The sequence below is a fragment of the Pelagibacterium nitratireducens genome (assembly GCF_037044555.1).
In the GTDB taxonomy this organism is placed as follows: domain Bacteria; phylum Pseudomonadota; class Alphaproteobacteria; order Rhizobiales; family Devosiaceae; genus Pelagibacterium; species Pelagibacterium nitratireducens.
Genome location: NZ_CP146275.1, coordinates 2,712,380 through 2,731,686, shown reverse-complemented (window position 1 = coordinate 2,731,686; position 19,307 = coordinate 2,712,380). Strand labels below are relative to the sequence as shown.

The following is a 19,307-nucleotide window of genomic DNA, read 5'->3' as shown; positions in this document are numbered from 1 at the left end:
ATTGAGAATGAAATGGAGGAGAGAAGATGACCAAATCCAAGACGATCGGCCTTGCCATTGCGGCAATGGTTTCAGGCGGGGTTTCGGCGACAGCCGTCACGGCCGCCTATGGACAGGACTTCACGCTGCGCGGTGAACGTGTGGAAGTGGTTCTGCCCTATTCACCCGGTGGCTCGGCAGATGCTTATGGCCGGCTCATCGCCAAGTACCTTCAACCCCATCTTCCGGGCAACCCCACGGTGATCGTGCGCAACGAGCCGGGTGCGGGCGCCATTGCCGGAACCAACAATTTCGATGCCAACGCGGATACGGACGGCACCATGCTTCTGGTCACCTCGACCTCGACGCAGATGAACTATCTGCTCCAGGATTCGCGGGTGAACTATGATCTGACCCAGATGACGCCGGTGGTGGTCAATCCCCTGGGCATGATGGTCTATGTGCGCGAGGAGCTTGGAATCGAGTCTGCCGAGGAACTGCCCTCAATTCTCGATACCCCGATCCGCAGCGGGGCGCACACCCCGACATCGGCCGATCTTGTCCAGCTAATCGAGTTTCACATTCTCGGGCTTGATGTCGAGCCGGTGTTCGGGCTGCAGCGCGGCGATGCCAAGCAGGCATTTGAACGCGGTGAAATCCAGATCAGCTACGACAATCCGCTTGCTTACAGCACCTATGTCGAGCCGATGGTCGAAGCGGGCATTGCCAAGCCGATTTATACGATGGGGTATGTGGACGCATCGGGCGACCATGTGGTCGATCCCGCTTTCCCGGATCTGCCGACCTTTCCCGAAACCGTTGAAACGGTGACCGGTGAAGCGCCGTCCGGACCGGCATACGACGCCTGGCAGACCATGTTCTTCAGCCGCGTGATGGCGTCCAAGTCTGTCCAGCTGCCCAGGGGCACATCGCCCGAGATCGTCGAAGCCTATCGGCAGGCCGCCGAGGCCATGACCCAGGATCCGGCCTATATCGAAGCGATCGAGTCGCTTACGGGCGGTTATCCGACGCTTTATGGTCAGGAAGCTGCGGACCGTTGGCAGCAGAGCCTGCAGTTCGATTCCGAATCCCGGGAGTGGCTGCGCAACTGGTTGGTCGAGACATACGACGTCTCGCTCTAGGACCAGACAGACCGGCACCGTCACTATCGGTGCCGGTCATTTTTCGATCATCGCACGGTTCCGCTTCGGTCCGGAATTGTGAGGGAGCGATACCATGGAATCCGTCGATACAGTCGTTATTTCGGCTCTCGTTCAGCTCTTCGACCCGCTGCATTTCGCCTACCTGACAGGTGGGGTTCTGTTCGGGCTCTTGATCGGGATTCTGCCCGGACTGGGCGGGATCGCCGGACTGACCATCCTTTTGCCCTACGTGTTCGGCATGGAGCCCTCGCTTGCCCTTGCCATGATGGTGGGCATGCTGTCGGCCACGGCCACCTCCGATACTTTCCCCGCCGTTCTCATGGGCATACCGGGCACCAGTGGTTCTCAGGCCACCGTTGTCGACGGGTTTCCGCTGGCCAAGAAAGGCGAAGGCGCGCGGGCGCTCGGCGCTGGCTTTGCCGCGTCCATGATGGGCGGGCTGATCGGCGCGACGCTCCTCTCGGTCGCCATTTTCGGCATTCGTCCGATCATCTTGCAATTCGGCTTTGCCGAACAGCTTTTCCTCGTCGTGTTCGGCATCTCGATGGTCGGGATCCTGACCGGACGCAGTGTTTTCAAGGGGCTTGCCTCGTGCTGTCTCGGCCTTTTGCTGGGCTCGATCGGCGCGGCCCCGGCAACCGGCGACTTGCGGGCCACTTTCGGCTCCACCTATCTGAGCGCCGGCATTCCACTGGTCATTGTCGGCCTTTCCATGTTCGCGGTCCCCGAAGTGCTCGACCTGTTGCGGCGCGATCGGGCCATTTCGGAAAAACAGCAGCTTGGCTCGGGCATGCTCGATGGCGTGCGCGACACCATCAGGAACTGGTGGATCGTCCTGCGGTGCTCGGCAATAGGCAGCATGGTCGGTGCGCTGCCCGGCCTTGGCGGCTCGGTTGTCGACTGGATCGCCTACGGACATGTGGTCCAGACATCGAAGGACCGAGATTCATTCGGCAATGGCGATATCAGAGGGGTCATTGCTCCTGAATCGGCCAATAACGCCAAGGAAGGCGGCGCGCTGATCCCGACCCTGCTGTTCGGCATTCCCGGCTCGGGCGCCATGGCGGTACTTCTGGGCGGGTTCGTTCTGATCGGCATCGAGCCGGGCGTGGGCATGATCCGGGACGATCTCGACCTGACCTTCACGATAATCTGGTCCCTCGCCATTGGGAACATTCTCGTGACGCTCGCCTGCATCGCCTTGACGCGCCCGGTCGCCATGCTCTCGACCATCAGATACGCCTTTATCGGCCCATTCGTGCTGGTTGTCGTCGTATTTGCCGCGTTTCAGGCCACACGGGCCTGGGAGGACGTGGTGGTTCTCATCGTGCTCGGCGTTCTCGGTGTTCTGATGCTCCGCTATGGCTGGTCGCGTGCTGCGCTGCTGATCGGCTTCGTGCTGTCGGCAAGGCTTGAAACCTCGATCTACCAGGCGGTTCAGGTCTATGGCGCTTCGATCTTCGAGCGTCCCATTGCGCTGGTGCTCATGGCGCTCTCGATCGGCGTGATTGTGGTGACCTTTATCCAGAGGCGCAAGGAGGCCAAAAAGGACAATCCGCCCGAACTGCTGCGGACCCGGAACTCCCAGATCGCCGTCTCGGCCCTTGCTTTTTTGGCGTGCGGCGTGATGCTGGTCTCGACGATGCATTTCGGCTTTATGGCGCGCATCTTCCCGACTTCCGTCGCCATCGGCGGGCTCGTCCTCACCGGACTTGTGATAATCCAGCAGCTTTCGTCAAAGCCATCGGTTCCCGAACTCGCCGATACCGCGATCACCAATCCGACCGACAACTCCTTTCTCTGGCCGATGGCCTGGCTCGTCGGTTTCGCGGTGCTGGGCTATGTGATCGGGTTTCCGCTCGCGGCCTTTGCCTTCACGTTCGCCTATCTGCGGTTTGTGGGCGGGGTGCCGATCTGGAGGTCGGTCGTGGCCGGCGTTTGCCTTTTGGCGGTATTGGGAGCGCTTTCTGAGTTCTTGTATCTCGCCTATCCGCCGGGTCTTGTTCCGCGTTCGCTCGATGCTCCCTACTGGCTCGGTGGCTAGTCGTTTCGGCCGGTTGCAGACCCCGGAGGGTTGGCCAACGCCATCCACCAATCAATCCTTTAACGGAGAACGAAATGGACTTGGGAATTTCTGACAAGACAGCACTTGTGTTCGGTGCCGGTGGCGGGCTCGGTGGTGCAATTGCCCGGTCCCTGGCCGCCGAGGGCACCAAAGTCGCCGTTGCCGATATCAATGCCCAGGCCGCGCAGGCAACCGTCGATGCCATAACCGGTCAGGGCGGGGTCGCAAAGGCGCTGGTCTGGGATCTGGCCGATCTTGAGGCCATCCCGGCCCATATCGGATCGGTCGAGGCCGATCTCGGACCGATCGATATCCTCGTCAACAATACCGGCGGCCCTCCGCCCACCCCGGTTGCCGGACAGGCGCCCGAGGATTGGGAGAAGTTCTTCCGCTCGATGGTCGTTTCGGTTATCGCCATCACCGATGCGGTGCTGCCCGGTATGCGCGAACGCAAATGGGGCCGGATCATCACATCGACCTCATCGGGCGTTGTTGCCCCCATTCCCAATCTCGGGCTGTCCAACGCTCTGCGCCTTTCGCTGGTGGGCTGGTCCAAAACCCTGGCCCGCGAAGTGGGCAAAGATGGCATCACTGCCAACATCGTTCTGCCCGGCCGCATCGCCACGGGGCGGATAACCTTTCTCGACGAACAAAAGGCCAAGCGCGAGGGCCGCAGCGTCGAAGATGTCTCGGCCGAAAGCACCGCGTCCATTGCGCTTGGCCGTTATGGCGATCCGGGCGAGTATGGGGATATGGTCGCGTTCATGGCGAGCGCCAGGGCGTCCTATCTCACCGGTTCGGTCATCCGCGTGGATGGCGGGCTGATCGCCAGCATCTAGGGGTATTCACAATGACATTGACCAAGGACGCCATCGCAACGCTGGAAAAAGTCTCGACAGCGACCCTCACCACGGTCCTGCTCAAAAAGGGATTGCGCAATGTGTGGATCCGCAATGCGCGCCCGATCCGCTCGGGTCTGCCGCGCATCGTGGGCCCGGCCTTTACCCTGCGTTTTGTCCCGGCGCGTGAGGACCTTGCGACACCGGCCAGCTGGGCGTCGCCGATCTCCACCCGCGCCGCCATCGAAGACATGCCCGAAGGCGCCGTCGTCGTCGCCGATGCCATGGGGGTATCGGATGCCGGGATTTTCGGTGACATCCTGTGCTTTCGCATGGCGAAAAAGGGTGTCGCCGCACTGGTCACCGACGGAGTGATGCGCGACGCTGCCGGTGTTCATTCCACCAATCTTCCAGTCTGGTGCAACGGCATTTCAGCACCGCCATCGGTGGCCGGTCTGACCTTTGTGGGCTGGCAGGAAACCATCGGCTGTGGCGGGGTTGCAGTGATCCCGGGCGATACCGTCGTTGTCGACGACGATGGCGCCGTCGTGATCCCCCAGGCGCTGCTCGAAGACGTCCTCGCCGAAGCGCCCGAACAGGAAGCCATGGAAGCCTGGATCATGACCGAAGTCGATCGCGGCGTCCCACTCCCCGGTCTTTATCCCATGAACGCGGAAACCAAAAAGCGCTACGAGGACCACAAAGCCAATTCCTGATGCCAAGACGGCAGGGCGTTTATGAGCAATCCCGGCCCCAGAAGGCGTTCGGCGGTATTTCCGCAAGGCATATGCGCAGACTTAACTTGCCCATGATCGCCCCCGCCCTTCGCCCCGGCGCGCGAATCCGGTTAGGATCGCGCAAAATAAACGGAGCGCGCCGTGCAGTTTCTCAAGGTCGATGATGCCGTCCTCCATTATCAGGTGATCGGCGGTCCCGAAAATGGGCCGGTGCTGGTGTTCGCCAACGCGCTGGGCACCGATTTCCGCATCTGGCGTGACGTTATCGTGCGCCTGGTCGGCAAGTTCACCATCCTCACCTATGACAAGCGCGGTCACGGGCTGTCCGAAACAGGCGAGGGCGCCGTCACCATCGCGCGCCACGCCGAGGACCTCGCCGCGATCATGGATCACGCCGGACTTGGATCGGCGGTCATATGCGGCCTGTCGGTCGGCGGGCTGATCGCTCAGCAACTCTATATCGACCGCCGCGACCTCGTGTCCGCCCTCATCCTGTGCGACACCGCCGCCAAACTGGGCGATGCACAGAGCTGGAGCCAGCGCATCGCCACGGTCGAGGCTAACGGCATTGCGGCGTTGAGCGACAGTGTCATGCCCAACTGGTTCACGGGCCAATTCCGTGCCGACCGCTCCGAGGAACTGGCCGGCTACCGCACCATGCTCGAACGGCAATCCCCGGCCGGCTACATGGCGACCTGCGCCGCCATCCGCGATGCCGATCTGCGCGAAAAAGCCCGCCAGATCGGGGTGCCTGCCATATGTATCGTGGGTGACGAGGATGGCTCGACCCCGGTCGAGACCGTTGCCGACCTCGCAAAGTCGATCCCCGGTTCGCGGTTTGAAATCATCAAGGGCGCCGCTCACCTCCCCTGCGTGGAAACGCCCGAACGGCTGGCCGATATCATCCTGGTCTTCATCGGTGGCCTCGAAAATCGGGTCACGCTGAACTGATCGATCCGCGCGAGCTGAAATATCAAGCAAGCGGCCGGTTCCGCCCGATCACGCGCCGCGCCGATTGCTTTCGATCAATGCCCCGGACCTCTCGCAACCATTTTGGGGCAGGCGGCTTTTCAATTTCGATGGACGGCAGCAGACGGGCGGAAAATGCCCGCAAATGTCATATTGGCGCCATGTCGATCTGTTGGCGTGTGATCGTCGAAACCCAGAGCGGAGGATGGGTATGGCCGAGTTCGAATATCGCGGATTTCGTGTCAGAACGGTTTTCGAAAAAGACTGGAAAATCAGGATGTGGCCGCCGCTTCGGCCTGCTCAGGCCATGGAGACGATCCGCGCCAGCAGGGCCGAGGGCGAAGACGCCTGCCGCCATCGCGCCACCCGGGCCATCGATGCCTTCATGGATAGATCGCCCCCCGGTCGAACCCGTTCCGGCCCGCTTACGGAATGACGAACGATCCCCCCGGCACGCCGAATGCCATGGGATCCTCGTCGGCAAAAACATAGGCGCCCGCTTCGATCTTTGCGATCAGCCCGGTGAGCCAGTCGTGGTTGCAGTCCGTATTGTGCGTCCAGAAGCTTAAAAGCGCTTCCACATGCGGGGGCAGGGCGTTTGCCCCGCTGAACGACACCGTGCTGTTCGCCCTGCTGACCTCGCTTCGCTGCTTTGCCAGTGTTGTCAGCCGCTTGCCGAGCAGCGCGAGAACGGTCGGTCGCGGCAGGGCCGACATCAGCACCAGCCCCGCGCACAACATGTCCGATCGCGGCTGTGGCAATGTGAGCGCCTTTTCCATCAGCTGATGGAACTCGGCATCCCCCGCTTCGGTGATCGAATACTCCGTGCGCGCCGGAGCCGTGCCCGAAGATGGAACGTCGATCTCGTCGAGAAATCCCTCTTTGGCCAGCTGCCGCAGCGCGTGATAGATCGAGCCGGTCTTGGTATTGGCCCATTTATCGGCGTTCCAGGCGAGCAGTTCCTGCCCGATCAGGTAGCCATGCGCGCTTTGGTGCGCGCGGACAAAAGCGAGAACAAGCAATCGTGTGGCCGACATCAAAGACCCTCCTCGGCACTCATAGCCCTTGTGACGCCCCCGCCCCCTTAACAAGGGTTAATACGGGTTCATGGTGCTGAACAGTGGCTGAATAGTCAAATCAGAACGCGTTCAAAAGGTTCAGGGTAATTCTCCACAGACAAATTGAACCGCGCATCTCGCGCTTTTGGGGGACCCTGAAATGTCGTTTTCATCTCGTCTGGCACTGCCCGCTGTCGCGGGGGGCGTTTTTCTTCTTCTCGCTTCGGGCATTTTCGCGCCGCCGGTCCAGGCCCGTGGTTATCCCGTCGATACGCTCGCGCAGGTCACCGGCGTTGCCGCATGGGATCATCTCAATGTCCGGCGCTGGCCCGCATCCTATTCACGAAAGGTCGGCCACCTCGCCCCGCTCGTCCATGTCTGGGTCGAACGCTGCATCGAAGTCGAACGCTCCACCGACTGGTGTCTCGTGGAGCGTGACACCATAAAGGGTTGGGTCAATTCGAAATATCTGACGCCCGCCGATATCTGATTTCGACACCCTCGGACTCTGACCTCCACTCTTGACTTTCCCCACGGCCTGCGGTCCACCCAGACCAGCATTTCGTGGGGATTTTTCTTATGACCGCCAATCCTGTACTGGCGCATTCGGTGCGTGGAAACTGGATCGAAAACCGCCATCGCGGCGCCATCTGCGTGTCCGATGCCGCGGGAAACATTCTCGCCTCGATTGGCGAGGTGACGGCTGAAATCTTTCCCCGTTCGGCCATCAAATCCATGCAGGCCCTCCCCATTTTCGCGACCGGTGCCAACGCGCGCTATGGCCTGGCCGGCCCGGCCATTGCCCTGACCTGCGCCTCGCACAATGGCGAACCGGCTCATACCGAGTTGGCCGCATCGATGCTTGCCGCCATCGATCTCGACGAGACGGCGCTCGAATGCGGTGCCCATCCGCCCATCGACCCTGCAGCGCGCAAAGCCCTGTTCGCGCAAGGGGGAAAGCCTGGCGCCCTGCACAATGCCTGCTCGGGCAAACATGCTGGCATGCTCGCCGTTGCTCGGGCTCTGGGTGAGGACCCCAAGGGCTATTCCACCCGCCAGCATCCGGTTCAGCAGCGTGTCCGGCAGGCGCTCGAGGATGTTCTCGATCATCCCCTCACCGAGGGCAAATGCGGGACCGACGGGTGCTCGATCCCCACCTGGGCTGCGCCGATCCATGCCTTTGCCAGAGGCTTTGCCCGCATGGCCACGGGCGAGGGGCTGAATGCCGAAACCGCAGCCGCCGCGCACCAGATTTTCGCCGCCGCCACCTCTCATCCCTTTCTGATCGGTGGCACCGGCGCGTTCGATACCGACGCCATGGCGGTATTTGATGGTCGCCTGATGCTCAAATTCGGCGCGGACGGCATCTATTGCGGTGCGCTGCCCGAGCAGGGCATCGGCTTTGCCCTCAAATGCGACGATGGCAGCGTCCCCGCCGCAACCGCCATGGCCGCCGCCCTCCTGCTCGAAATTTCCAGCCCAACGCCCGAACAGGCAAAAGTCCTGCAATCGCGCGCCCGCCAGCACCAGCGCAACTGGGCCGGCCACGAAATCGGCTATATCGAAGCCACCGAGGCCGCGCGTCTCAAACTCTGAGCCAACGCCCACCACGCCCCCACCGTCATCCCGGGCGAAGACCCGGGACCCGGTAACCGGCAGCGCTCAAGCCTCTCGCACCGGCCGTGCCGTCAGGAAACCCGGTTCCCCTCGACCAAAACCTGCGGAAACCGCTCCGTCTCCTGCGCCAGATCGCTGGAGATCAAATCCCACCACGCACTGCCGACAATGCCGTTCTGTCGCGCTCCGATGATCGTGTTTCCCGTAACGCTCGCAGCGCCCGCACCCTCAGCCACGCTCACCACGATGCCGGTATCGATATCGCGCACCAAATTGCCGCTGATCGTCACATCGCGCAGATACGGTCCCCAACCTGCGGTTATGCCGGTCCCCGGTACGTTTTCGATCACATTGTCGGAAATGATGGCATCGGCCTCCGCTGCAATCCCATAGGGCGTATCGAGGTCGGGATTGGTCTCGGACGCCTGATAAAGATTGCGCACGATATTGCCCGTGCACACCGCCAGCCGTCCGCCGTCGTTGAAATTGGTCATCGAAATGCCCGCAGCCGCCCCATCGATGATGTTGTTGGCGATCACCGAGCCGGTGAACGAAAATTCCGAAAAGATCGCCACCTCCCCACTGCCAAGGCATGTGTTGCCGGTGATCTGGGTGTTGTTGGTGGCGTTGAGGCGGATCGCCGAGAAGGCGCACTCGGAGATATGGTTGCCCGAAACGATCACCTCATCGGCCCGGAAAATGTTGATCCCGTTTCCGTTCTGCCCATTGCCGCCATCTGTCCAGTCGATTCCGGAGATCCGGTTGCCCGAAATGATTGTCCCGTCAGCCCCCGCTTCGCCGCGCCACACCCTGACCCCGCCATTGCCGCACTCGGTTATGGTGTTGCCGTCAATCGAGACGCCCGCCCCGTCGTAGACGAACAGCCCGGTATAGGCGCTGCCGCTCACCCGGCAATTTTCAACCCGCCCCGACGATCCCATCAGCGTAATGCCGTTGAGTGCCGTATTGGAAACCTCGCAGTCGCGGATCGTCACGTTCGCGCAATCGGCAAAATGGACAAGTCCGCCATGCCACATCTCGCCGCCCGCACCGCTGCCGTCGATCGACAGCCCGGCCAGAACGATGTTGGCTTCGCCCTCGGCGCCCAGCAGGGGATCGCTGCCCAGATGCACCAGCTCGGTCGAGCCGGGCACGCCCGACAGCATGAACCCCGAGGGCAGGCGCAAGCCCCGCGTCGAAAAGCGCCCGGCCGGTAGCGCCAGATGCCCGGTGTCGCGCGCGCTATCGATAGCGGCCTGCAACATTTCGGTCATGTCCGTCGCTGCGTCCGGCCATGGCGTCACCGCCTGACCAAAGGCTGCCCGCATCATAAACGGGGTGCATAGCGCGGGGATAAGTGAAGCTGCGAGAAATCTGCGACGGTCGATTTTCATATTTCCTCCGATTCCGGCAACTAACGGGTAAATTTCACTCAACTCCATACTTTTTACGCGCAATAGTGAATCCTTGCGGTGCGCGCTTGCACCCCGCTATAGATTGGGTCCTGCTGTTGAATCGGACCCCGCCCATGCTCCTCGACGACGCCGTTTATCTCGGAACCAGCGCCCGGCCCGAATACCTCCATCTCGGTTTCGGCAACCGCCACGGCCTCATCACCGGCGCAACGGGAACGGGAAAAACCGTTACCCTGCAAATACTTGCCGAAGGCTTCTCCCGCGCCGGGGTCCCGGTTTTCTGCGCCGACATCAAGGGCGATGTGGCAGGGCTTTCAAAGCCGGGCGAGCCCAAGGACTTCCTTGCCGAACGCGCCGAAAAGATCGGCTTTTCCGACTATGCCTACGAGGCTTTCCCAACCATCTTCTGGGACCTGTTCGGCCGCCAGGGACACCCGATCCGCACCACGGTTTCCGAGATGGGACCGCTGTTGCTCTCGCGCATGCTCGACCTCAACGCCACTCAGGAAGGCATCTTGAACGCCACCTTCAAACTGGCCGACGAGGAAGGTCTTTTGCTCCTTGATTTCAAGGACTTGCGTTCACTTCTCAGCCACGTCGCCGAGCGCCGGGCCGAACTCTCCGCCCACTACGGCAACATCTCCACAGCTTCTGTCGGCGCCATCCAGCGCGCGCTGCTCGTCCTCGAACAGCAGGGCGCCGAGAACTTTTTCGGCGAGCCGGCGCTGAAAATTTCCGACCTCATGCGCACCGACACGCAAGGCCGCGGCTTCATCTCGATCCTCGCCGCCGACGAACTTATGCGCGCTCCTCGGCTCTATGCTATGTTCCTGCTCTGGCTGTTATCGGAACTGTTTGAGCAACTTCCAGAAGTGGGCAATCCCGATAAGCCCAAACTGGTGTTCTTTTTCGACGAAGCGCACCTTTTGTTCGATGAGGCGCCAAAAGTGCTGCTCGACAAGATCGAGCAGGTCGTGAAATTGGTGCGCTCGAAAGGCGTAGGTGTTTATTTTGTAACGCAAAATCCCGCCGATGTACCCGAAGGCGTCCTCGCCCAACTCGGCAACCGCATCCAGCACGCCCTGCGCGCCTATACCCCCAGGGAACAAAAGGCCGTCAGGATCGCCGCCGAAACCTTCAGGCCCAATCCCGATTTCGACACCGCCGAAGTCATCACCCAACTCGGTACGGGCGAGGCGCTGGTCTCCGTGCTGGAAGAAAAAGGCATTCCCTCGGTGGTCGGTCGCACCATGATCCGTCCGCCATCCTCCCGCATGGCCCCGATCACGCCAGAAGAGCGAGCCACTGTCATTGCCGGGAGCCCGGTTTCCGGGCTTTACGACGCCGTAATCGATCGCGAGTCGGCCTATGAGCTTCTCGACGCCCGCGCCGCCCAGGCGCTGCGCGAGGCCGAGATTGCGGCTCGTGAATCCGAACTCGAAAAGATCGAACAGGCCCGGTCCAAGCCTGCGACGCGCCGTTCCACCCGGCAAACCCCGATGGAAGCCGCGCTGACCAGCTTTGCCCGCACCGTCGCCCGCCGCGCCGGGGATTCCTTTGTGCGCAGTGTGCTCGGCACGCTTACCAGGGGGCGCTAGCGATATGGCAAAGCTCAGCGCCGTTGCCATATTCGCCGATACTGGGCTGACCGCTCACCAGGCGCTCTACCGTCAGGCCGGCGCCACCATCGCGCGCAATGGTGCGCATCTCCATTGCATCGCCCGCAATGGCCAATGGCCGCGAACCCTGATTGAATCGGCGCTGGCTGGCGGTGGCCACGTCACAGTCGCCACCGGTCCCATCACCCGTCGTCTCGACGTGCCGCAGGGGGTCGAGATCGTTTCCGAGGACACCGAATCCGCCGCTGCAGCCCGTATGGTGAGGGCCAGTCAGGCATTGATCGGCCTGCCGGGCGGCATCGATACGGTCGCCGCCCTCTATTCGGCCTGGGTCGCCGCCGGCGGTGCTCAAAGCGACCGCCCTGTCGGCCTGCTCAATCAGGGCAGAGCCTATGAAGTCGTGAAAGGCTTTGCCGGCGATGTCGCCTCCGTCGGTCGCGGCAATATCGATGGCCTGATTCAGATATCGGAGACTTTCGATGATCTGTGGAACAGGCTTACGCGTCTGGTCTAGATGAATCCGGGCGCTGTTCGCGCATCGCCTTGTGGGCGAGAAACGAGACGATGTTTTCGCCGCGCCGCTCGACAGGAATGACCCGTGTGTCGTCCAACGCAATCCGGTTTCGCCGGTCCGGCCCCACATAATAGGGCTCGGCGCTCACATACCCACCGGTTCCGTTGGCCAGCCGCGCGGCAATCCGCTCTTCGAGATACACAGGGCTCATGGGTTTGACGATGACTTCGTCAATGCCCGCCTGCACACATCGCCGCCTCATCTCGCTATCCACGGTCCGGCTCAGGGCAATGATCTGGACATGTCGGGACGCAAGATCATCGCCGTTGCGGATCGAAAGCGCCACGTCCGCCGCCGTCACCCGGTCGAGGTCGTAATCGGTTACCAGCAGCGCCAGCGGCGCGATGCGCATGTAGTCGCTCAGCGCCCGGTGGTCGCAAAATTCGCGCACGCGCCAGCCATGCCCCCTCCGCAATGTCGCTCCCAGAACCGATGCCAGCGCCGGGCTGTTGGAAAGAACGGCAATGGTCGGAACAGGCAACACGGGCGGCTCGCTTGGCATCAAATATCAATGGTTACCCAAGCCTTAACACGCCCATCGTGCAGCCGGAAGGTGCCAATTCCAGTAACCTTAAAGCATATGGCCCGCCTGTGGACAGACGGGCCATATCCCATTGATGCAATAGTATAATTTAGGAGGCGGCTTCGTGCAGCTCGGCCACGTAGTCCCAGTTCACAAGATTGTCGAACCAGGCTTCGAGATATTTCGGGCGCGCGTTGCGGTAGTCGATGTAATAGGAGTGTTCCCACACATCCACACCCAGCAGCGGCGTGCCGCCGTGCACCAGCGGGTTTTCCCCGTTGGGGGTCTTGGTCACTTCGAGCTTGCCGTCCTTGAGGGTCAGCCAAGCCCAGCCCGAACCGAACTGACCGGCGCCAGCGGCGAGGAAATCATCGCGGAACTTGTCGAACCCGCCAAGGTCGGAATCGACGGCCGCCTGCAGCTTGCCGGGCAGGGATTTGCCGCCGCCATTGGGCTTCATCCACTTCCAGAAATGAATGTGATTGAAATGCTGGCCGGCATTGTTGAACAGGGGCTGGTTCTTGCCGAAGCTTTCCTTGACGATATCTTCGAGGCTCTTGCCCTCAAGGCCTGAACCTTCGAGCAGCTTGCTGCCGTTGGTCACGTAGGCCTGATGGTGCTTGTCATGATGAAACTCAAGCGTTTCAGCCGACATGTACGGGCCGAGCGCATCATAGGAATAGGGCAGGTCTGGGAGTGAAAAGCTCATCGGAGGGCCTCCTTATAAGGTTCTGAAAATCTCTCGCTCGATAAATTGGTCGCGAATTTACCAAGCTAATGCTTCTTATATACCGCCGCCATGACACCGGCGCAACGGCTGGACGGGAAAACTTATGCCAATTGGACGCATTTGAGCGCAAAGGCATATGTAATCGCTGTTTCTTTGATGCGTTCAAAGCGTCCGGAAGCTCCACCGTGTCCGGCGTCCATGTTGGTGCGCAGGTACAATGCGTTCTCGTCGGTCTTGGTTGCACGCAGTTTCGCCACCCATTTTGCCGGTTCCCAATAGGTGACGCGCGGATCCGTCAGCCCCGCCAGCGCCAGGATCGGCGGATAGGCTTTGGCATCGACATTGTCATAGGGTGAATAGGCGGCGATCCGCCTGTAATCGTCTTCCGAGGTAATCGGGTTGCCCCATTCAGGCCATTCGGGTGGGGTGAGCGGCAGAGTATCGTCCAGCATGGTGTTCAGCACGTCCACGAACGGCACGATCGCCATGACACCAGCCCACAATTCGGGCCGCATATTGGCGACTGCGCCCATCAGCATGCCGCCGGCCGACCCGCCTTCGGCCACGATCCTGCCCTCGGACGAGTAGCCCTTTTCGATCAGCATTTCCGCAGCGGCGATGAAGTCGGAAAACGTGTTGGTTTTGTAGGCCGCCCGCCCATTCTTGTACCAGCGATATCCCTTGTCCATCCCGCCGCGTATATGGGCAATTGCATAGACAAATCCACGGTCGACAAGCGAAAACACCGAAACCGAAAACCCCGCCGGGATGGAATGACCGTAAGCGCCATATCCATAGAGCAGGGTAGGGGCGCTGCCGTCGAGCTTGAGGCCCTTGCGATAAAGCAAGGTCACCGGCACATCCTCGCCGTCCGGCGCTTTGGCAAACAACCGGCGTGTTTCATAGAGGGCAGGATCGTGCCCCGAAGGCACTTGCTGCTGCTTGCGCAGCACCCGCTCACCAGTCGCCAAATCGAGGTCGAAAATCTGCGCCGGCGTGGTGGGCGAGGAATAGGAAAACCGGAGGGTTGCTGTATCGAACTCGTAGCCGGAAATCAGCCCCAACGAATAGGCTTCCTCGGGAAACGAAATTGTCTGTTCACTCCCATCGCGCAGATCGCGCACCACGATCCGTGGCAGGCCATCCTTACGCTCGAGCCGGATCAGATGGTTGGCGATAACTTCAACGTCGAGAATCAGTCGTCCCGCCTCGTGCGGCACCAGATCGGCCCAATTGTCCACGCCCGGAGCATCGACTGGAGCCGTAACGATCTTGAAATCTTCGGCTTCGTCGTCATTGGTCAGGATGTAAAGCGTGCCGTCCCGTTCTTCGAGAGAATATTCGGTATTCTCGTGCCGCTTTTCCACACAGAACGGCGCGCCGCCATTTTCCGCATCGATCAGCCAGACTTCCGAGGTCTGATGGTCGTGCGCGGAAATGGTGAGGTAACGCCGTGATTGCGTCATTCCCACACCGACGAAAAAGCCCGCGTCCTTTTCTTCGTAAACGATAGCATCATCGGCCTGGCTTGTTCCCAGCATGTGCTCGCGCACTCTGAAGGGCCTGTGGTTCTCATCGAGTTCGACATAGTAGAACCGTGATGAATCACTGGCCCAGACAGCGCCGCTACCGGACTTTTCAATCCGCTCGTCACGGTCCTTGCCCGTGTCGAGGTCGCGAATAAATATGGTGTAGTATTCAGACCCGTTCCGGTCTGCAGCCCAGGCTATCATCGTGTGGCAGGGCGAATGTTCAGCGCCACCAAACCCGAAATAGCCTTCCCCCGCTTCGGCGTTGCAGTCGAGCAATACTGTCTCGGTGCCCCCGTCGCGCGGTGTGCGCACCATCAGTGGATACTGATCGCCTTCACGCGTTCGCGAAGCATAAGCAAACGGACCGTCGGGCGAGGGCACGGAACTGTCATCCTCTTTGATCCGTCCGCGGATTTCCGAATAGATCGTTTCGCGCAATGGCTCGGTCGGCTTTCCGAAACCGCTTTCGTACCAGGCATTTTCAGCCTCAAGATAGGAGCGGATATCGTCTGGCAGCACGCCAGGGTCGGCCATAACTTCGCGCCAATTGTCGGCCCGCAACCAGGTATACGGATCGTTACGGGTCACCCCATGCCGCGTGTCCGAATGGGGGTGTTGCGCGGCAACGGGTGGCGCGAAGTCGGTCATGGTCTATCCCTGAAAGTCAAAAAATATGATCTTAAAACGTCGTCACTATTCGTCGGGGATGAAGTTCAGCGCAAGCCCATTGGTGCAATAGCGCAAACCCGTCGGAGCAGGACCGTCGGGAAAGACATGCCCGAGATGCGCATCGCAATTGGCGCAGCGGATTTCCGTGCGCCGCATGAAATGGCTCCTATCGTCGATCTCCTTGATTGCATCCTCGGAAACCGGCTGGAAAAAGCTCGGCCAGCCCGACCCGGAATCATACTTGGTATCGGACGTGAAAAGCGGCACGTCGCAACACACGCAATGATAAACGCCCGCCCGCTTTTCCACATTGTAGGCATGAGAAAAAGCACGTTCGGTGCCGTGTTCGCGCGTCACATGATACTGTTCGGGCGTCAATTTATCGCGCCACTCGCTATTGGATATCTTTTGCATGTCGTTCATCTTGCGCCACTCCTGCCAGCTGTGCACTCAGACATGTATCAGCTGAGAGCAATGTGGTTATCACAACTGCTGGGGTCAATATTGCGTTCCAATCAACCGGTTTTGGTTGAGCTTGCGACAGGGATGCGTACTGTTTGCGCGATTGATTCTTTTCGGCTGCCTCCGGCAGCGATTGGACAGTGAAATGAAGTTCGGGGGCTCGCTTGGGACCAGGTCTTGATGTGATTGTCGCGCTGATTGCGGTCGCTCCCTTTGTAGCGGCTGTGTTCGCTCCGTGGATCAAGACCTTTGCCGGGCCATCAGCTGGCTGGATACTGGCCATCGTTCCCGCCGCCATTTTCGCGACCTTCACTTCCTTTATCGGTCCGATTGCCGATTTTTCAGTCATTCGCGTCGGCCTCGACTGGATACCGGCCTACGGAATTTCCTTTTCCTTCTTCGTTGATGGGTTGAGTCTCGTTTTCGGGCTGCTGATCTCGGGCATTGGCACGTTTATCGTCATCTATTCCGGCGGCTATCTGGCCGGTCATCCCCATCAAGGCCGGTTTTTCTCCTACATCCTGATGTTCATGGGGTCCATGCTCGGTCTGGTCCTCGCCGACAACGTCTTCACCCTGTTCGTCTTCTGGGAATTGACCTCGATTACCTCTTTCCTGCTGATCGGCTTTGACCACTCCCGTCAGGCCGCGCGCCGGGCTGCCATCCAGGCGCTGGTCGTCACCGGCGGCGGCGGGCTCGCGCTGCTGGCGGGTCTCATTCTTCTGACCCTGATCACCGGCCAGAATTCTCTAACAGGTATGCTGACGACGGCCGGTGCGGCGCAGGAGAGCGGGCTTTACCTCATTGCCATGCTACTGGTTGTGTCCGGAGCTTTCGCAAAATCAGCTCAGGTTCCGCTGCACTTCTGGCTCCCCAACGCCATGGAAGCGCCGACCCCGGTTTCAGCCTATCTGCATTCGGCCACCATGGTGAAGGCCGGCGTCTATCTGTTGGCCCGCATGACCCCCATTCTGGGTGATACCGAACCCTGGTTCTGGATTCTGACCCTGTTCGGCGGCGCAACTCTTTTGATGGGCAGTGCTCTGGCCGTGCGCCAGACCGATCTCAAGCAGATGCTGGCCTATACCACCCTTGGTTCGCTCGGCCTTCTCGTCATGCTTATCGGCGTGGGCACCAAGGAAGCCATTCTCGGCGCGCTGCTCTATCTTTGCGCTCACTCCCTGTTCAAGGGTGCGCTGTTCATGATCGCCGGCACGATCGACCACGGCACTGGCACACGCGACATCACAGTGCTCGGCGGGTTGCGCGAAGCCATGCCGATCACCTTTATTACGGCCCTTCTCGCCGGCTTTTCCATGGCAGGCTTTCCCATTGCCATCGGGTTTCTGGCCAAAGAGGAGATGTATCTGGCATTAACTTCGGGTCTGTGGCCCGACCTGTTGTTCCTCGCCGTGCTCATCGTGGGCAATGCCCTGATGATGGTGGTGGGCCTGATGATCGCCTTTAAGCCCTTCCTGGGTGATCTGCGTCCAACACCGCACGCGCCCCACGAGGGGCCGTTGAGCCTTTATTCCGGCCCTGTTACTCTGGGCGTTCTGGGCATTTGCGCGGGCCTGTTCACCGACTGGATCAACCATGTCGTGCTCGATCCGGCAGGGGGATCCATCTACAATTCCGCGGTCGATGCCCATATCCACCTCGCCTTTGATCTCGCCAACCCCGCCGTATGGGCTTCCATAGCCACATGGGCGCTGGGCGGCGTTCTGTTATGGAAAGTCGATGCTGTTCGCTCCACATTGCGGCGCACCGGCGAAGCCATTGGCTGGACCTTTGATATCGGCTTTGATGCTTGCATGTTCGGACTCGTCCGGCTCTCCGATCGTATTACGCGCGTCCTCCATCATGGTCGCCTCGAATGGTATCTGCTGCTGATGTTCACGGTGCTGGCCGTAGGCATCTTTGCGCCCTTGCTCATCACAGACAGCCTGCCACCGCTTCCCGCCTGGCCCGTGCTCAACTTCTACGAGTGGGGCGCCATCGGCATCGCCGCCATCGGGCTCATTGCGGTGCTCATCGCCCGGACCCGCCTGACCGCCATCGTTGCGCTCGGTATCCAGGGTTTCGCAGTGGCCGTCATCTTCATGCTCTTTGGTGCCCCCGACCTGAGCTTCACCCAGTTCATGGTCGAAACTCTGACTGTTATCATCCTTGCGCTCGTCATGACCCGGCTGCATCTCGATGAAGCCGACAGCCGTGACCTTGAAACGGCCATTCGCGATGGTGTTGTTGCCCTTGCCGTCGGCCTTGGCATCGCCATTCTGCTGCTGGTCGTGCTTCAGACCGATCTCGATCTGTCGCTGACCGAGTTGTTCCGCGCCACCAGCACGCCGATTGCCCATGGCCGCAATATCGTCAACGTCATTCTCGTCGACTATCGCGCCATTGATACCCTGGGTGAGATTTCGGTGGTCATGGCCGCCGGTCTCGCCATCCTGGCCCTTATCCGGCTTCGGGCTTCGACGAGCGGAACGCGGGGCGCCAGAGCGGGCCGTGCCCGCAGGATCGGGAGTGCACGATGAATACCGTCATCTTCAAAACTGCAGCACCTGTGCTGACTGCGCTCATGCTGGTGTTTTCGATCTTCGTTTTGCTGCGCGGCCACAATGAGCCGGGCGGCGGCTTTATCGGCGGGCTGATCGGCGCGTCCGGTCTCGCAATCTATGGCATCGCCGCCGGCGTCGATGCGTGCCGCCGGGCGCTGCGGGTTCATCCCATTGTCCTGGCGGGTCTGGGCGTCGTTCTCGCCGCCATTGCCGGGTTCATCTCGCTTGCTGCCGAGGTGCCATTTCTGACCGGCCTATGGTGGATTTTCGAGTTCGAGGGTACCGAAATTGCTCTGTCCACCCCGCTGATCTTCGATATCGGGGTCTATGCCGTCGTCGTGGGTGCCGTGGGCACAATTGCCCTGTCGCTCGAGGGCGAAGAAGGCGAAGAGGAGGATGACTGATGGAAGTCGCGCTTGCCGGGCTGATCGGCCTGTTCTTTTCCGCCGCCGCCTATCTTCTCTTGTCCAAGGCGATCATTCGTATGCTTCTGGGCGTTGCGATCCTGGGCAATGGCGTCAATCTCCTTATCTTCACCATCGGCCGGCTGACCGCCGAAGTTCCACCCATCGTACCGGCGGGGGAATATTTCCCGCTTGAAGGCTCGGCCAATCCGCTTCCACAGGCGCTGATCCTGACGGCCATCGTTATCGGTTTTGCCCTGTTTTCGTTTCTGCTGGTCCTAGGCTATCGGGCTTATCAGGAACTCGATGCCGACAACACCGACAACATGCGCGTCGCCGAGCCTGAAAATGCGCCTCGGCCTCCCCTGAGTTACTAGGGAACACACAC

At 60.6% G+C, this 19,307-nt stretch carries 19 protein-coding genes; 13 read left to right on the top strand and 6 right to left on the bottom strand.

Annotation, left to right across the window (positions count from 1 at the left end):
- Positions 1–26 precede the first annotated feature (26 nt).
- The 6 genes from V6617_RS13475 (at position 27) to V6617_RS13450 (ending at position 6,188) form a co-directional block, all read left to right on the top strand.
- Positions 27–1,121 carry a tricarboxylate transporter gene (locus V6617_RS13475; protein ID WP_338607480.1) on the top strand — a complete coding sequence of 365 codons (1,095 nt, stop codon included), beginning with the start codon at positions 27–29 and terminating at the stop codon, positions 1,119–1,121.
- Between the two features lie 94 nt (positions 1,122–1,215).
- Positions 1,216–3,186, top strand: a complete 1,971-nt coding sequence (locus tag V6617_RS13470) for a tripartite tricarboxylate transporter permease (RefSeq protein WP_338607479.1) — start codon at positions 1,216–1,218, stop codon at positions 3,184–3,186.
- Positions 3,187–3,260: 74 nt separating this feature from the next.
- On the top strand, positions 3,261–4,046 hold the full coding sequence (locus V6617_RS13465) for an SDR family oxidoreductase (RefSeq protein ID WP_338607478.1): 786 nt from the start codon (positions 3,261–3,263) through the stop codon (positions 4,044–4,046).
- A gap of 11 nt (positions 4,047–4,057) precedes the next feature.
- Positions 4,058–4,762 (top strand): ribonuclease activity regulator RraA, encoded by a 705-nt coding sequence (locus V6617_RS13460; protein ID WP_338607477.1) that lies wholly within the window; start codon positions 4,058–4,060, stop codon positions 4,760–4,762.
- 162 nt (positions 4,763–4,924) lie between these two features.
- Positions 4,925–5,734 (top strand): 3-oxoadipate enol-lactonase, encoded by an 810-nt coding sequence (pcaD, locus tag V6617_RS13455; RefSeq protein WP_338607476.1) that lies wholly within the window; start codon positions 4,925–4,927, stop codon positions 5,732–5,734.
- Positions 5,735–5,963: 229 nt separating this feature from the next.
- On the top strand, positions 5,964–6,188 hold the full coding sequence (locus tag V6617_RS13450; protein WP_338607475.1) for a hypothetical protein: 225 nt from the start codon (positions 5,964–5,966) through the stop codon (positions 6,186–6,188).
- Here V6617_RS13450 and V6617_RS13445 read toward each other — a convergent pair.
- Positions 6,178–6,789 (bottom strand): PadR family transcriptional regulator, encoded by a 612-nt coding sequence (locus V6617_RS13445; RefSeq protein ID WP_338607474.1) that lies wholly within the window; start codon positions 6,787–6,789, stop codon positions 6,178–6,180. The genes V6617_RS13450 and V6617_RS13445 overlap by 11 nt on opposite strands.
- A gap of 181 nt (positions 6,790–6,970) precedes the next feature.
- Here V6617_RS13445 and V6617_RS13440 point away from each other — a divergent pair, with 181 nt between their 5' ends.
- Both V6617_RS13440 and V6617_RS13435 read left to right on the top strand, forming a co-directional pair.
- The gene (locus tag V6617_RS13440) at positions 6,971–7,300 is read left to right on the top strand and encodes a hypothetical protein (protein ID WP_338607473.1); all 330 of its coding nucleotides are present in this window, start codon (positions 6,971–6,973) and stop codon (positions 7,298–7,300) included.
- Positions 7,301–7,389: 89 nt separating this feature from the next.
- Complete coding sequence (locus V6617_RS13435) at positions 7,390–8,406, top strand: asparaginase (RefSeq protein ID WP_338607472.1); 1,017 nt, start codon at positions 7,390–7,392, stop codon at positions 8,404–8,406.
- Positions 8,407–8,498: 92 nt separating this feature from the next.
- On the opposite strand, the gene V6617_RS13430 is transcribed toward V6617_RS13435, so the two are convergent.
- Positions 8,499–9,701: a TIGR03808 family TAT-translocated repetitive protein gene (locus V6617_RS13430; RefSeq protein ID WP_338607471.1), complete on the bottom strand. Its 1,203-nt coding sequence runs from the start codon at positions 9,699–9,701 to the stop codon at positions 8,499–8,501.
- Positions 9,702–9,955: 254 nt separating this feature from the next.
- On the opposite strand from V6617_RS13430, the gene V6617_RS13425 reads away from it, so the two are divergent.
- A complete protein-coding gene (locus V6617_RS13425; RefSeq protein WP_338607470.1) occupies positions 9,956–11,440 on the top strand; it encodes a helicase HerA-like C-terminal domain-containing protein in 1,485 nt (494 codons plus the stop codon).
- A gap of 4 nt (positions 11,441–11,444) precedes the next feature.
- A complete protein-coding gene (locus tag V6617_RS13420) occupies positions 11,445–11,975 on the top strand; it encodes a hypothetical protein (protein ID WP_338607469.1) in 531 nt (176 codons plus the stop codon).
- Here V6617_RS13420 and V6617_RS13415 read toward each other — a convergent pair.
- The 4 genes from V6617_RS13415 to msrB form a co-directional block, all read right to left on the bottom strand.
- Positions 11,959–12,519 carry a response regulator gene (locus V6617_RS13415; protein ID WP_338607468.1) on the bottom strand — a complete coding sequence of 187 codons (561 nt, stop codon included), beginning with the start codon at positions 12,517–12,519 and terminating at the stop codon, positions 11,959–11,961. The genes V6617_RS13420 and V6617_RS13415 overlap by 17 nt on opposite strands.
- Positions 12,520–12,667: 148 nt before the next feature.
- Positions 12,668–13,267 carry a superoxide dismutase gene (locus V6617_RS13410; protein WP_338607467.1) on the bottom strand — a complete coding sequence of 200 codons (600 nt, stop codon included), beginning with the start codon at positions 13,265–13,267 and terminating at the stop codon, positions 12,668–12,670.
- Positions 13,268–13,389: 122 nt separating this feature from the next.
- Positions 13,390–15,468, bottom strand: coding sequence for a S9 family peptidase (locus tag V6617_RS13405; RefSeq protein ID WP_338607466.1), 2,079 nt, complete (start codon positions 15,466–15,468; stop codon positions 13,390–13,392).
- A 45-nt stretch (positions 15,469–15,513) separates the two neighbouring features.
- Positions 15,514–15,912: a peptide-methionine (R)-S-oxide reductase MsrB gene (gene msrB, locus V6617_RS13400; protein ID WP_338607465.1), complete on the bottom strand. Its 399-nt coding sequence runs from the start codon at positions 15,910–15,912 to the stop codon at positions 15,514–15,516.
- Positions 15,913–16,115: 203 nt separating this feature from the next.
- Here msrB and V6617_RS13395 point away from each other — a divergent pair, with 203 nt between their 5' ends.
- The 3 genes from V6617_RS13395 to V6617_RS13385 are packed head-to-tail and all read left to right on the top strand — an operon-like array spanning position 16,116 to position 19,296.
- Positions 16,116–18,491 carry a putative monovalent cation/H+ antiporter subunit A gene (locus V6617_RS13395; RefSeq protein WP_338607464.1) on the top strand — a complete coding sequence of 792 codons (2,376 nt, stop codon included), beginning with the start codon at positions 16,116–16,118 and terminating at the stop codon, positions 18,489–18,491.
- Entirely contained in the window at positions 18,488–18,919 is a 432-nt protein-coding gene (locus tag V6617_RS13390; RefSeq protein WP_338607463.1) for a Na+/H+ antiporter subunit B, read from the top strand. Before V6617_RS13395 ends, V6617_RS13390 begins: the two co-directional genes overlap by 4 nt.
- Positions 18,919–19,296: a Na+/H+ antiporter subunit C gene (locus V6617_RS13385; RefSeq protein ID WP_338607462.1), complete on the top strand. Its 378-nt coding sequence runs from the start codon at positions 18,919–18,921 to the stop codon at positions 19,294–19,296. The genes V6617_RS13390 and V6617_RS13385 overlap by 1 nt, the downstream gene beginning before the upstream one ends.
- Positions 19,297–19,307: the final 11 nt, after the last annotated feature.

Bases quoted from the DNA above. Each gene is read 5' to 3' on its own strand.
- V6617_RS13390 (WP_338607463.1), top strand. From the start codon at position 18,488: ATGAATACCGTCATCTTCAAAACTGCAGCACCTGTGCTGACTGCGCTC.
- V6617_RS13410 (WP_338607467.1), bottom strand. From the start codon at position 13,267: ATGAGCTTTTCACTCCCAGACCTGCCCTATTCCTATGATGCGCTCGGC.
- V6617_RS13450 (WP_338607475.1), top strand. From the start codon at position 5,964: ATGGCCGAGTTCGAATATCGCGGATTTCGTGTCAGAACGGTTTTCGAA.
- V6617_RS13475 (WP_338607480.1), top strand. From the start codon at position 27: ATGACCAAATCCAAGACGATCGGCCTTGCCATTGCGGCAATGGTTTCA.
- V6617_RS13430 (WP_338607471.1), bottom strand. From the start codon at position 9,701: ATGACCGAAATGTTGCAGGCCGCTATCGATAGCGCGCGCGACACCGGG.
- V6617_RS13460 (WP_338607477.1), top strand. From the start codon at position 4,058: ATGACATTGACCAAGGACGCCATCGCAACGCTGGAAAAAGTCTCGACA.
- V6617_RS13465 (WP_338607478.1), top strand. From the start codon at position 3,261: ATGGACTTGGGAATTTCTGACAAGACAGCACTTGTGTTCGGTGCCGGT.
- V6617_RS13470 (WP_338607479.1), top strand. From the start codon at position 1,216: ATGGAATCCGTCGATACAGTCGTTATTTCGGCTCTCGTTCAGCTCTTC.
- V6617_RS13405 (WP_338607466.1), bottom strand. From the start codon at position 15,468: ATGACCGACTTCGCGCCACCCGTTGCCGCGCAACACCCCCATTCGGAC.
- msrB (WP_338607465.1), bottom strand. From the start codon at position 15,912: ATGAACGACATGCAAAAGATATCCAATAGCGAGTGGCGCGATAAATTG.
- V6617_RS13435 (WP_338607472.1), top strand. From the start codon at position 7,390: ATGACCGCCAATCCTGTACTGGCGCATTCGGTGCGTGGAAACTGGATC.
- V6617_RS13445 (WP_338607474.1), bottom strand. From the start codon at position 6,789: ATGTCGGCCACACGATTGCTTGTTCTCGCTTTTGTCCGCGCGCACCAA.
- V6617_RS13385 (WP_338607462.1), top strand. From the start codon at position 18,919: ATGGAAGTCGCGCTTGCCGGGCTGATCGGCCTGTTCTTTTCCGCCGCC.
- V6617_RS13425 (WP_338607470.1), top strand. From the start codon at position 9,956: ATGCTCCTCGACGACGCCGTTTATCTCGGAACCAGCGCCCGGCCCGAA.
- V6617_RS13440 (WP_338607473.1), top strand. From the start codon at position 6,971: ATGTCGTTTTCATCTCGTCTGGCACTGCCCGCTGTCGCGGGGGGCGTT.
- V6617_RS13420 (WP_338607469.1), top strand. From the start codon at position 11,445: ATGGCAAAGCTCAGCGCCGTTGCCATATTCGCCGATACTGGGCTGACC.